Source organism: Streptomyces phaeochromogenes (genome assembly GCF_001418655.1).
GTDB classification, from domain to species: Bacteria; Actinomycetota; Actinomycetes; order Streptomycetales; family Streptomycetaceae; genus Streptomyces; species Streptomyces phaeochromogenes.
On record NZ_LIQZ01000362.1, the window covers coordinates 1 to 12,540 of the forward strand.

The 12,540-nt window shown below is 72.6% G+C and carries 11 protein-coding genes and 1 pseudogene; 6 read left to right on the plus strand and 6 right to left on the minus strand.

Features of this window, described 5'->3' with window-relative positions; translation table 11 throughout:
* Window positions 1-202 (plus strand): annotated as a pseudogene (locus AOK17_RS37955) (hypothetical protein); the annotation flags it as partial.
* Window positions 199-972 (plus strand): FHA domain-containing protein, encoded by a 774-nt coding sequence (locus AOK17_RS37960; protein ID WP_055617162.1) that lies wholly within the window; start codon window positions 199-201, stop codon window positions 970-972. The pseudogene AOK17_RS37955 and the gene AOK17_RS37960, both read left to right, overlap by 4 nt.
* 39 nt (window positions 973-1,011) lie before the next feature.
* Here AOK17_RS37960 and AOK17_RS37965 read toward each other — a convergent pair whose 3' ends face one another.
* From AOK17_RS37965 to AOK17_RS37975, 3 genes are read right to left on the minus strand one after another with little or no spacing between them, the layout of a single operon-like run.
* Window positions 1,012-1,683 carry an RES family NAD+ phosphorylase gene (locus tag AOK17_RS37965; protein WP_055617163.1) on the minus strand — a complete coding sequence of 224 codons (672 nt, stop codon included), beginning with the start codon at window positions 1,681-1,683 and terminating at the stop codon, window positions 1,012-1,014.
* Window positions 1,683-2,348: a hypothetical protein gene (locus AOK17_RS37970; RefSeq protein WP_055617164.1), complete on the minus strand. Its 666-nt coding sequence runs from the start codon at window positions 2,346-2,348 to the stop codon at window positions 1,683-1,685. Before AOK17_RS37970 ends, AOK17_RS37965 begins: the two co-directional genes overlap by 1 nt.
* Entirely contained in the window at window positions 2,345-6,016 is a 3,672-nt protein-coding gene (locus AOK17_RS37975) for a CHAT domain-containing protein (protein WP_245697626.1), read from the minus strand. Before AOK17_RS37975 ends, AOK17_RS37970 begins: the two co-directional genes overlap by 4 nt.
* Window positions 6,017-6,345: 329 nt before the next feature.
* Here AOK17_RS37975 and AOK17_RS50375 point away from each other — a divergent pair, with 329 nt between their 5' ends.
* Window positions 6,346-6,654, plus strand: a complete 309-nt coding sequence (locus tag AOK17_RS50375; protein WP_107102601.1) for a hypothetical protein — start codon at window positions 6,346-6,348, stop codon at window positions 6,652-6,654.
* A complete protein-coding gene (locus AOK17_RS37980) occupies window positions 6,651-7,304 on the plus strand; it encodes a hypothetical protein (protein WP_107102602.1) in 654 nt (217 codons plus the stop codon). The genes AOK17_RS50375 and AOK17_RS37980 overlap by 4 nt, the downstream gene beginning before the upstream one ends.
* Before the next feature lie 77 nt (window positions 7,305-7,381).
* Here AOK17_RS37980 and AOK17_RS37985 read toward each other — a convergent pair whose 3' ends face one another.
* Complete coding sequence (locus AOK17_RS37985) at window positions 7,382-7,813, minus strand: hypothetical protein (protein WP_055617166.1); 432 nt, start codon at window positions 7,811-7,813, stop codon at window positions 7,382-7,384.
* A gap of 53 nt (window positions 7,814-7,866) precedes the next feature.
* The gene (locus AOK17_RS37990; RefSeq protein ID WP_055617167.1) at window positions 7,867-8,739 is read right to left on the minus strand and encodes a SigB/SigF/SigG family RNA polymerase sigma factor; all 873 of its coding nucleotides are present in this window, start codon (window positions 8,737-8,739) and stop codon (window positions 7,867-7,869) included.
* Between the two features lie 158 nt (window positions 8,740-8,897).
* Here AOK17_RS37990 and AOK17_RS37995 point away from each other — a divergent pair, with 158 nt between their 5' ends.
* Window positions 8,898-9,443, plus strand: coding sequence for a TetR/AcrR family transcriptional regulator (locus AOK17_RS37995; protein WP_055617168.1), 546 nt, complete (start codon window positions 8,898-8,900; stop codon window positions 9,441-9,443).
* Window positions 9,444-9,501: 58 nt separating this feature from the next.
* Complete coding sequence (locus tag AOK17_RS38000; RefSeq protein WP_055617169.1) at window positions 9,502-11,055, plus strand: MFS transporter; 1,554 nt, start codon at window positions 9,502-9,504, stop codon at window positions 11,053-11,055.
* On the opposite strand, the gene AOK17_RS38005 is transcribed toward AOK17_RS38000, so the two are convergent.
* On the minus strand, window positions 11,047-12,240 hold the full coding sequence (locus tag AOK17_RS38005) for an aminotransferase class V-fold PLP-dependent enzyme (protein ID WP_055617170.1): 1,194 nt from the start codon (window positions 12,238-12,240) through the stop codon (window positions 11,047-11,049). The genes AOK17_RS38000 and AOK17_RS38005 overlap by 9 nt on opposite strands.
* Window positions 12,241-12,540: the final 300 nt, after the last annotated feature.

The following is a 12,540-nucleotide window of genomic DNA, read 5'->3' on the forward strand; positions in this document are numbered from 1 at the left end:
GTACTGTCTGCGGGACCCGTACGCCGGAGGGCGGGGCATCGGCATGGCCCTGGAGACGCACCTGATCAATCCCCTGGCCCGCTCGATCTTCGAGATCCGCCCGGAGTCACTGCGCGGCACGCTCCGGGTGACGGACGTGACGGAGGATCCGGAGGACGGTTCCGTCGACCTGCGGGTCGAACACGTCAGGGACCGTGGATGACCGACGAGGAGGACGACGACCCCTGGGAGGAACTGACCCCCCGCCGCCCTGGCACGCCCCGCCCGCCGACCGCCGCGTCACCCCCGCCGGGTCCCGGCAAGGACGGCGGGGACGACAAGAACGACGAGGAGGGCGAGGACGGCGAGGACGAGGGGGACGACGACCCGCCGGAGCGGCTCTCGCCCCGCCGCGCGGATGGGCGTCGCGCGGCTCCTGACCCGGTTCCTGACGACGACGACCCGCCGGAAACGCTGTCGCCCCGGCGTCCCGGCGAGGCCCCGTCCCCGGGGGCGGGGCCGCCGCCCCGGCTGGTGCGATGCGCGGGATGCGGGCGCAAGGTCCCTCCGCGCGTCGCGAGTTGTCCCGTCTGTGCGGCCCCGATCGCGGACCCGGATCCCGCCGAGGACGGCTCCGCCACTGCGGCCCTGCGGTTCTCCGGCGGTCTGGTGCAGGTGCGGCTGCGCCCTGGGGACGTACGCAACCTCGGCCGGGACCGGGAGTGGGCACCCCTGACGGCCCGCGGGTTCGCCGACGAACGGTCGGTGTCCCGTCGCCACGCGGAAGTGGCCCTGCGACCGGACGGCACCCTGTGGGTGACGGAGTACCGGGACGGCACCACCCACGGCACCCGTGTCAACGGTGAGTACCTGCTCCCGGCCGTGACACGCCAGTTGGCCGACGGTGACCGCCTCGTCCTGGGGCTCCATTCCGAGGCGACCGTGTCGCTGTGCGCTCCGGGCGAGGACCTGTCCGCCGAGGCGGGAACCTGAACGCGGGAACCTCAGGGCGGGAACCCGAGCGGACCCGCGTCAGCGTCCCGCCGCGGGCTCCGCGTCCGAGACCGTCGCACGGACCGGGCTCAGCAGCCGCCGGACCTCGGCCGCTCCCTCCGGCGTACTCAGAGACACCGTGCGCTCGGGCACCGGCTCCAGCGGGCACGTGCCGCAGCGGTCGCCGAACAACTGGAGTGCCTCGCGCGGCCGGTGGCGCTTGGACTGCCACAACAGCCCCTGTATGCCGGGGGCGTGCTCTCTGATCAGTCGTACCCAGTACCGGGTCTTGGCGTAGTCGTCCCGCTCCGCGTCGACGAGCCAGGAGTCCTGCCACACCGCGGCCAGTCCCTCCGCGCTCATCAGGTCCACGAGGGCGAGGTCGGTGGTGGTGCGCAGCACGGACAGACGGTACTTGCTCGCGAGTGCCCTGGGGATGCGGCGCTGGGCCCACGGCCCGTCGAACCGCACGGACCGCAGGAGCACCTCGCTGAGCGCGGTGACGGGATCGAGGGCCGCGTACAGATAGGGGAAGGGGTCCTGTTCGGTGGCGCCGAAGCGGTCGCCGTCGAAGAACGCGTGCTGGCGGCTGGGGTTGAACGAGTCGGGCGGACGCGTCTCGCGGTGGCAGCGGTACAGCTCCGTGCCGACGGGCAGCACCCGGACCAGCGGCTCCATGCGGGCCCCCTCGGGCGGGGCGTGGCCGGCCATCAGTCGTCCTCCAGGAGGGCGCGGGCGGCGGCGAGAACCAGCTCGTCCGGCGCCACGTCCAGCAGCTCGGCCGGAACGCCGTCCAGCCATTCGTTGTCCCCCAGCCACCAGTCGGCGGCGCCCCACGGGTCCTGGCCGGCGAGCAGCAGCCGGTTCACCTCGCGCACCACCGGACGCAGCTCACCGGTGGTGGGTACGAACTGGAACTCCGGGTAGCGGTCGCCGAGTTCGGGGTCGTGCAACCGGATCAGGTCGTCGGCCGCCGCGTCCGTCACGGCCGCGATCACCGCGTCCGCGCCCCGCGCCGGGGCGTGCAGCAGCCGCTGCCTGGTGGTGTCCAGGATCTCCTCGGCCGTCGGTGGCGGGCCCGCCAGGAAGCCGAGCAGGTCACCGAGGCGGTCCCGGTCGACGACGACACCGCCGCCCGGGTCGCGTTCGGCGTACCGTACGCCGTCGCGCAGCGCCGCACCGACGGGGTGGTGCTCGGGCATCACATGCAGCATCCGGCCCACTTCCCGTGCGGCGCGCCGGGTGGGGCCGCGGCCGACGGCGTCGCCGAGCTCGGTGACCCGGCGCAGCAACTGGGCCCGCTCGTCCGAGCCCAGTTCGGCGAGCGTCTGGGCCCAGTGCCGGTGCAGCAGGGCGATCAACTGGTCGGGGGTCATCGGGCCGGGTCCCTCCTGGGAGGCTCGGGTGCGGGATTGCCCTGATGGATGAAGGCGGCCCAGTTCTGGAGTTCGCCGATGTCCTGTTGCGCGAGGAACGGGTCCAGCATGTCCAACCCCGCGACGGGACAACGGTGTTCGGCGGGGGTGAGGGCGTAGCGCTGCGTGGCCCGCAGGGCGTCGGGCGGGGCGAGACCGGCGTTCAGATGGTGGTGCAGGACCGTCATCAGGGCCGGGGTGACCCCGTCCGACACGGCCCAGCGGGAGCCGATGACATCCGTGGCCAGCCGGTGCACGAGGGCGGTGGTGAGGGTGAGGGCCTCGTCGTGGTCCGCCTCGCTCACGTCGGTCTCGCACGCGCTGAGCACCACGAGGGGTCCGCTGCGGTCCCCGGCCGACGGGGTGTCCAGCAGGGTGGTCACGGTGAGATGGCCGGTCTCGGGGGGATCGCCCTCCTCGTACCAAAGGTGCAGCGCGGAGCGGGTGGGGTCGGTGCCGGCGGTCCCGTGGCACGCCAGGTGCACCATCGCGGCACGGACGGACGTGGCGAACGGCTCGGCGCCGAGCACCTTCAGGATGGCGGCCGGCGTGGGGAGGTCGGGGCCGGTCTCGGTGTCGTCGCCCCGCAGGACACGGGCGTCGCCGTAGTACGCCCGGCTCAGCGCCTGGATCTCGTCCTCGGCGTAGTACAGGTCCCTGGGCTCCGCGACCAGCACCTGCCCGCCCGCGACCGGCAGCCTCGACCGCCGTGTCCCATGGACCAGTTCGGAACCGGACGCGGCGAAGGTCACGACCGCGAGTTCACAGAGGTGGGCGGTCGAGGGGACGTCGGTGCCCTCCCCGCCGTCGTCGGAGTCCTCCCGCGGCAGCGGCAGCCGCGCGGCCTGCCACGGTACGGCGCCCAGGTCGCCGCAGGGCACGAGCACCAGCCGGACCGGTCCGGGGGACGCGTCGGCGCCGTCCGGCCGCAGCCCGCTCTCGGCCAGCGCGCGCTCCCACAGGCCCAGTGAGTCCAGCACCGGGCCCATGACCGACCCGCCCGCCCAGTCGCACAACCGCTCCAGGGACCGCTGCCACTTGCCCGCCGCGCGGCGGACCGCGGGAATCCCGTCGATGTCGGTGGTGTCCATGCCGCGGCTGCGCCGCAGTTCGACCCCGGCCCGCACGAACTCCTCCAGCGGCCCGCGGTCCGCGGTCGACAGCCCAGGCAACTCCACCACCCGCACTCCGAATCCGGGCCGCAGCAGCAGCGCGGCACCCGTCTCGTCGTCGGTGCCCGGCACGAGATACACCAGCGCGTCGGCCCGGCAGCGGACCAGCGTCGCGCCGAGAACCGGCGTGGGCGGCGGCCCCGATGCCGCGCTCGCGGCACCCGGGGCCGTGCGCACCAGCTCCAACGCCTCCCGGCGCAGCGCGCTGGGCAGCCGTGGCACTCCCGTCGCGTCCGGATGGAGCACCTCGTCGAGGACCGCGGGTCCGGCGTTGCCGGCGGCGCCGGTGGTCACCGTGGCCTGCCGCCACGCCTCCGCCGTCTCATAGGCGCCGAGTGCCTCCAGCCGGTCGGCCACCGTGGTGCCGGCCGCGGCGGCGTGCAGGACCAGGGCGCGCCCGGCCTCCAGACAGGCGACCGCCTCCTCGGGCCGGCCCAGGCGTACGGCCCAGCCCGCCGCACGGACGCCGAGGCTGCCGGCCGCCCGGGCGGCGCGCAGTCCGTGCTCGGCACCGAGCTGGAGCAGCACGTCGTCGGCGGAGGCGCGCAGAGCCGACCTGGCGTGGGCGAGCGCCCGGGTCAGCCGGTCCCGCAGGACGTCGTCGTGGGCGGGGTCGCCGGAGCCGGCACGCTGTGCGAGGGCGGTGGCCAGTTGCTCGTGCAGCGGCACCACGAGATCGGCCGCGTCGGTCCTGGCCCGGCTGCTCTCGGCGCTCAGGTCGGCCTCGGCCAGCTCCAGTTCGGCGATGGCGTCGTCGAGGAGGGCCGGGTCGCCCTCGCGGCCGTGCAGAGCGCGCAGGGCGAGTGCGATGGCCACCCGGTTGCGGGGGCGCTGACCGGACACGGAGGCGGGCTCGTCCAGCGCGGCCCGTGCCGATTCGAGGGAGCGCCGCATTCGCTCGGAGTCCGGTTCGAGGTGTGTGGCGAGCGCAAGCAGCGGAGCTTCCATCGCGGCGAGCAGCGGCCGGGCGAAGGGGAGCGTGCCGGTGTGCGCCAGGGCGGCGGCATGCTGGTCGACCGCGCTGCGCAACGCGGTCAGGTCGGCGGTCAGCTGCACCCGGACGAGTTCGAGGCCGCAGAGGATGATCCGGGGCAGCCCGCTCCACTCGCTCTCGTCGTCGGTCTCCTGCGCGATCAGGGCGAGGAGGTCGTCCCGTACCTCGCCCAACGCGTCGACGTCACGCTCGCGTTGGGCCCGGTCCAGGGCGAACTGGGCCTGGAGACAGCGGTTCATGAGGAGCAGGCCGGGCGCACCGGGCCGGTCGGGGGCGCCCTCGGCGAGCGGTCCCCCGGGGGTCAGGGCGGCGTCGATCAGTTCCTGGGCGGTCTGCCCGTCCTGGAGGCTGTGCCCCACCAGCTGGGAGCCGACCAGCACCGCGGGCACGGTCGCCTGGAGCAGCCACTCCGTCTCGTGGTCGACGGGCCCGTCCGCCTCCCGGATCTGTGCCAGCAGCTCCAACGCCTTCGCGAAGTGGGCCTGTTCGCCCGTACGCATCCCGAGGGCCAGACAGGAGAGCGCCGCGAGGGCGCGGGCCTGGCCGCCGTCGGAGCCGGCCGCGGCCAGCATCCGCTCGTTCAGCACGCGCAGGTCGTCGAGCGTGATGAAGCCGGGGCTGATGATCTCGGTGAGGATCGTGGGCGCGTCCAGTGAGCGCGCCATTTCCTCCATCTCCGCACGGCCGGGAGGCCCGGCCTCCTGTGCGGAACTCGCCGCCTCCACCGGCACGTCGTCCGGGGCACCGCCCGAGGGCAGTACGTCGAACGCCTTCGCCATGTACGGCAGTGCCTGGGCCAGCCCGCCCAGTGAACCGCTGTCGGGCAGCATGCCGGGCAGCGCGGCCATGATGTCGGCCAGCCCGCCGGTGTTCCCGTCCCCGGCGGCCCGCAGCAGCGGCACCATCGTGAGGATGCCCTCGATATGAGGTGGCAGCGGCACCCCCTCACCCGCCACCTCCCGTCCCAGTTCGACGACTTCGGGCAGCACGTCCAGCGCGGCCATGCCCTGCGCGGAGGCCGGCAGGCCGAGGGGCAGGTACCGGGCCAGACCGGGTGGCAGCGCGGCCACCCCGCTGTCGGCCGGGGAGATGTCCAGCAGCGGAGCCAGCAGCAGGACGGCGAGGTCACGGGCGGCGTCGCGACGAAGGCCGGGGTCCAGATCGGGCATCCGCCGTGCCTCGCGCAGCAGTTCGACGGCCCGTGTGCGGTCGTCGGGGTCCCGCCCGTCCGCCCACCGGGCCGCGACCAGCGCCCCGAGCCGGGCGGTGAGCTCGGCCCCCGGGCCGGACGCCGTCTCCGCGGCGCACTTTTCGAGTTCGCCGATCAGCACATCCCGGGTGGCCTTGTCCGGGCCGGCCGGGGCCAGTTCCTTCCCCGTGTACGTCACCCCGGCACCGACGGCGCGGCTGAGGAACCGTCGCACCCGCTCCCCGTCCGAGTCCGCTCCGAGTCCCTCGTCCACCGTCAACTGCCGCCCCGTTCCTTTCAGTTCCGTCCCCGGGCCGGTACCGCTCCCCCGTGCGGTACCGACCCCTGGCCGACCACACGGCCCCCTGCCGCACGGTCACGGCGTCATGATGCTCCGGCCCACCCGTACGAGCGAGGACTTTGCGGCGTACGACCAGAATGCGACCGGCTTTGGACCGAACCCGTCCCGACCTGCGCGCAAGAGGCCACGACCAGAACAGCGACGAGCGCCGCGGGCCCATGGGCGCGATACCGGCCCCCACCTCCTGACACCATCGGCTCCTGGAGGCGGGCTGACGCGCGCCGTACGTGCAGGAGATGCCGATGCCCCGACGTCCCCGCCCCTTCGAGGAGATCACCCGTCCCACCTACGCCGAGGCACACCTCGCCGGGCTGCGGATCGAGGGCAGCCGCCACGAGGCGGTGCTCAGCGGTGTCTGCCCACGCTGCGAGCACCCCTTCCAGTACGTACATCCGCTGGCCGGGTTCCGGGGGCTGCGGCCACCTCGGTCCCGCGACACCTACTCCGTCCAGGTGGCCTGTGTCTGTACGGAGGAGCATCCCGGCCGCCCGGCCGACGACGAAGGCTGCGGCGCCTACTGGATCCTGCTGCTGCAACGGAACGGCCGGTGAGGTGGCAGGCGTCGCCCGGACCCGCCGCCACACCCGCGGACCGCGCCGCCGCCCGCCACCGCCGGCAGCTGGTGCGCCAGGAACTGCCCAGGGTCCGCGAGGCCGCGGCGGCCTGGCGCACGGGGCTGGCCGCGCTGCTCGTCGGCATGGTCGGCTTCGGCCTGATCAAGGGCCGCAGCGACATCCGGGAACTGGCCGCGCCGTACGACGTCGTGGTGGGCTGCCTGCTCCTGCTGACGCTGGCGACCGGGACGCTGGGCGCCGTACTGCTGCTGCGCGCCGCGCACGGCAGGCCCGCGGCCACCGTCGTGCAGCAGACACCGCCCGGTGTGCTCGTGTGGGGCGAGGAGGCGCTCGACCACCAGGAGACGCTGCGCGCGGCGAAGGCGCTGACGCGGGGTGTGGTGCTGACGGTGCTGTGCGCCGCGGCGCTCACCGCGACGGTGGCCGTGACCTGGTACGGGCCCGACAAGTCCAAGGCGCGACTGGAGGTGGTCACACCGGACGGCGGTTTCTGCGGCAGTCCCCGCGGTGTCACCGACGGCCGGCTGCTGCTGCGCACCCCGGCGGGCGAGGTGACGGTCCGCCTCGACGAGGCCCTCACCGTCCGCGCGGTGGAGTCCTGTACGGGTCCCGGCACGACCGGTTGAACCGTTCGCGCGGCGACGCGCCCGGGCAACGAAACGTCACGGCCGTCTTCCACCTGTCCGGGGCCCGCTCGCGATGGCTACCCGGGCCTGCCCAGGGACCAGCCGGAGACGTCCGCGAGCCGGCCGCGCCACAGGGGCATGGCCAAGGTCCCGTTCGGTCCGGTGACTCCGGTGGCGTCACGCAGGTGGATCCACTGTGGCAGCCGTTGCGGGATCTGGTTCCCCTGCTTGTCGACGACCGCCTGGTCCACCTGCTCGGGAAACCGCTCCAGCAGCCGCGCGCCCGGCCCGTCGACACCGCGCAGGGTTGACGCCCAACCGGCCGCCCATGCCTCGTGGGAGATCAGGTCGCCGTGGAGGAAGCCGCCCCCGACGACGAGAGTGATCGGCAGGGCGACCTCGGTGTCCAGTCCGATCAGCCGTACCAGCATCTGCAGTTGGACGTCAGGCACCGGCTCGGTCACGACCGGTGCCGACGGCTGGTGGAGGGGATCGTGCTCAGCACTCATACCCGGCGGTCCTCTCGATGCTGCGCGCGCGAACTTTTCGGACCACGGGAGTCTCAGGTGGTCAGGAGGCCGGTGCGGAGCTTGGTGAGGGTGCGGGAGAGCAGGCGGGAGATGTGCATCTGCGAGAGATTCAGTTCGCCGCCGATCTCCGCCTGGGTCATCTCCTGGCCGAAGCGCATCTCGATGATGGTCCGCTCCCGCTCGTCCAGCTCCTGCAGCAAGGGGGCGAGCGCGTGGAGGTCTTCGAACAGGTCCAGTGCGGGATCGACCTCGCCCAGGGTGTCCGTGTACGCCTGCCCGCCGTCGCCGTTCTCGTCGTCGCCGCCCGGGGTGTCGATGGAACCGGCCACGTAGCCGTTCGCGGCCACGAGACCCTCGATGACCTCTTCCTCTGTCAGCTCCAGGTGGGCGGAGAGATCCTTCACCGTGGGGGTGCGGCCCAGCTTGGTGGTCAGGACTTCCTTGCTCTTCGCGATGTCGACGCGCAGTTCCTGCAGACGCCGGGGGACGTGCACGGCCCAGCTGGTGTCGCGGAAGAAGCGCTTGATCTCACCCGCGATGTAGGGAATCGCGAAGGAGGTGAACTCGACCTCCCTGGACAGGTCGAACCGGTCGATGGCCTTGATCAGACCGACGGTGCCGACCTGGACTATGTCCTCCATGTCGCCGCTGCCCCGGTTGCGGAAGCGGCGGGCCGCGAAGGTCACCAGGGACAGGTTCATCTCGATCAGCGTGTTGCGCGCGTACTGGTACTCCCGGGTGCCCTCCTCCAGGACCTGCAGGCGGTCGAGGAACAGCCTGGTGAGCACGCGCGCGTCCTTGGGGGCGACCTTGCCGCCGTCCTCGATCCACGGCAGGTCCTCCGCGGCCTCCGGAGTTCCCGTACCGGAAGCGGTTTCTTGGCGGGCGTTCACGGAAGTGGTCACGGTGCCGCCTTAGTTGGAAAGCAGGATGGATGTCTCCTGCCCGCTCAGCGGCGAGGCATGTGCGGACATTCGTACGGATTGCCCGCGACCTGGATTCCTGAACCAGGACGACTCCACCACCTGCGTAACTATACCTTCCGGATGGTACAGTTACGAATATGCGACCGAGTTCGAGAACCCAGATCCTGGAAGCCGCGATCCGTGTGACCGAGAAAGACGGGATCACGAGCCTGACCCTGGAGTCCGTGGCCGTGGAGGCCGGACTGACCAAGGGGGGCCTGCTGTACCACTTCCGTACCCGGGAGGAACTGCTGCTGGCGATCCAGCGGCATCTGACCGAGGGATGGGAGAAGCAGCTGGAGGCGCGGCTCGGAAAGGCCTTCGCGGAGGCGACGGCGGCCGAGCGGGCGATCGCCTACACGCTGATGGACGTGGACAGCGAGCCGCGCAAGGCGGACCTGGCGTTCATGGTCGAGTCGGCGTCCGACCCGGAGCTGGCGCAGGTGTGGAACGCGCTGGTGGACCGGTGGGTGCCGGTCCCGTCCGAGCCGGATCCGGCTCAACTGGAGCTGTTCCTGGCCCGGATGGCCGCGGACGGGCTGTGGCTTTTCGAGGCGACCACCGGGACGAAACTCACGCCCGCGGTGAAGGATGCCCTGCGGCAGCGGATCGCCGCGCTCACCGAATCGGCCTCCACGCCGTGACCCAGGGGCCCGGCACCCTTCCGGCACACCGTCGAATCCAGAAGATCCGAGGTACGGGATGAGCAAGGCACGACGCTGGTGGGTCCTGTTGACCGTCTCGGCGGGGCTGTTGCTGATATCGGTGGACATGACGGTGCTCTACACCGCCCTGCCCACCCTGACCGGCGACCTGCACGCCGACGCCTCGCAGAAGCTCTGGATCATCAACGCCTATCCGCTGGTGTCGGCCGGCCTGCTGCTGGGCACCGGCACGCTGGGCGACCGGGTGGGACACAAGCGGCTCTTCCTGGCCGGCCTGGTCATCTTCGGTGCGGCGTCGACGATGGCCGCGTTCGCCTCCTCCCCCGGGATGCTGATCACCGCGCGTGCCTTCCTGGCGGTGGGCGCGGCGACGATGATGCCCTCGACACTGGCGCTGATCCGGCTCACCTTCGAGGACGAGCGGGAACGCGGGGTGGCGATCGGCATCTGGGGCACGACGTCGGTGGTCGGCACCGCGCTCGGACCGGTCCTCGGCGGCTTCCTGCTGGAGCACTTCTGGTGGGGTTCGGTGTTCCTGGTCAACGTGCCCGTCGTCCTGCTCGCCCTGGTCGCGGCGGTGTTCCTCGCTCCGGGCGGATCCGGCCGCGCGGACCGGCCCTGGGACCCGGTCGCGTCCGTGTACGTCATGCTCGGCCTGGTCGGCCTGGTCTACGCGATCAAGGAGATCACCAGGCCCGATCCCGCACCCCTGCAGATAGCCGGGGCGCTGCTGGTGTCCTTCCTCGGCTTCCGGGCCTTCCTGCGCCGCCAGCGCTCTCAGCCCTATCCCCTGATCGACTTCGCGCTCTTCCGCAACCGGCCCCTGCTCGTCGGCGTGCTCGGCGCCGGCCTCGCGATGTTCGCCACGGCGGGCATCCAGCTCGTTCTGGCCCAGCGCCTCCAACTGGTCATCGGCCACACCCCGCTCACCGCCGGCCTGCTCGTGGCCGCGTGCGCGCTGGGCGCCCTGGTGGCCGGGGTCGTCGTCGGCGGGCTGGTCCACCGGGTCAGCGTGCGCACACTGATCGGCGGCGGCCTCGCCACGAGCGCGCTGGGCATCCTGCTCACGCTCCTGCTCACCCCCGGCGCGGTCCCCGTCCTGGACTCCGCGCAGAGCTCCGGCTGGGTCGTCCCGGGCCTGATCCTGGCCGGCGCGGGTCTGGGCACCACGATGACCGCCGCCTCCGCCGCGATCATCGGCGGCGCCCCGCCGCACCGCGCCGGTATGGCCTCCTCGGTCGAGGAGGTCTCGTACGAACTGGGCAGTCTCACCGGTGTCGCCGTCCTCGGCAGCGTGCTGACGGCGGTCTACACCGGCACGGTCACGCTGCCCGCGGGCACCCCCGACACCGCGGCCGACAGCCTGGACGAGGCCCGCGCCACCGCCGGCCACCTGCCCGCGGAACAGGGCCGCCCCCTGCTGGACGCCGCCAACTCCGCCTTCGACAACGGCTACAACGCGACCCTGGTCATAGCCACCGTCCTCCTGGCCGCCGGTTCCCTCTTCACCTACCGCTACCTGAGCCGCACCCCGAAGCCCACCACTGTCACCACGGAACCCGCCGAGCCGGCGCTGGACCCCTCACCCTGACTCCGGCGCCCGACGCGTCGCAAGCTCGGCGAACACCTCGACGGCCAGGCCCAGTTCGGCCTCGGTGTTGTAGTAGTGCGGCGACAACCGCACCAGCGGATGGACGCCCCGGTCCTCGGTGTCGAACTGCGTGTGTTCCGCCACGGTGGTGGTGACATTGACGCCGCGCCCGCCAAGAGCGGCGGCAACGTCCGCGGTGGACACGCCGTCGACCTTGGCGGTCACGATCGCGCACCGCTGCCGACCGAGGTCGTACGTCGTGACGCCGGGCAGGGCGTCCAGGCGATCACGCAACAGCGTGCCGAGCTCGACGGCACGCCGGCCAATGCCCTCCATACCGATCTCCAGAGCCTGCTCGACGGCGGCGCTCAGGCCGAGGGCGTTGGCGTAGCTCACCTCCCAGGTCTCGAAGCGCCGGGCGCCGTCGCGCCAGGTGAAGCCCCGCTTCCCGTCCCAGGTGGCGGAGGCGATCTCGCTGACGTACGGCTCCAGGTGGTCCAGTGCTTCCCGGCGTACCCACAGAAATCCCGTACCGCGAGGGCCGCGCAGGAACTTCCGGCCCGTGGCGGTGAGCATGTCGCATCCGAGTTCGGCGACGTCCACCGGGAACTGGCCGACCGACTGGGTGGCATCGAGCAGGAAGGGCACACCCGCGGCCCGGCAGACGCGACCGATCTCGGCCGCGGGGTTCACCAGGCCGCCGCTGGTGGGGACATGGCTGACACCGACCAGCCTGGTCCGGTCGTCGATCAGCTCCGCCAGGGCCGAGGTGTCGAGCTGCCCGGACTCGTCATTGGGAACGACGACGACCTCGGCTCCTGTCCGCCGGGCGATCTGCAGATAGGCGAGGACGTTGCTTCCGTACTCCGCCCGGCCGGTGAGGATGCGGTCGCCGGGCGCGAACGTCATGGAGTAGAAGGCGGCGTTCCAGGCGTGCGTGGAGTTGTCGAACAGCGCGACCTCGTCGGGGGCGCCGCCGACGAGGCGGGCGATGTTCGCGTACGTGGCGTCGATCCGGTCCCGTTCCCGGTCCGCGGCCTCGTACCCGCCGATGGCGGCCTCCAGCTCCAGATGGGCCGTCATGGTCCGAAGGGTCCTCCGCGACAGGAGCGCGGCGCCGGCGTTGTTCAGGTGGACGCGGTTCGCGGTGCCCGGGGTGTCCCGGCGGATCGCTTCGATGTCCATGGCCTGCCCCCATCTTCTACTTCTACGGTCTGACGCCTCAGCCTTCCCTTCCCAACCGGCCCAGCCACCACGCGGGGCTCCGCCCGGGGTTTCTGATCCGGCGCGGCTCCGCTTGAGCTGGTCGCGCGGTTCCCCGCGCCCCTGAGGACACCGGTGGCCGAGGCGGGTTCCCAAGTGCGGGCCGACTTGAGTTGCCCGCGCAGTTCCCCGCGCCCCTAAAAGCACCGGTCGCCGAGGCCGGTTCCCAAGTGCGCGCCGACCTGGGGTGCCCGCGCCGTTCCCCGCGCCCCTAAAAGCACC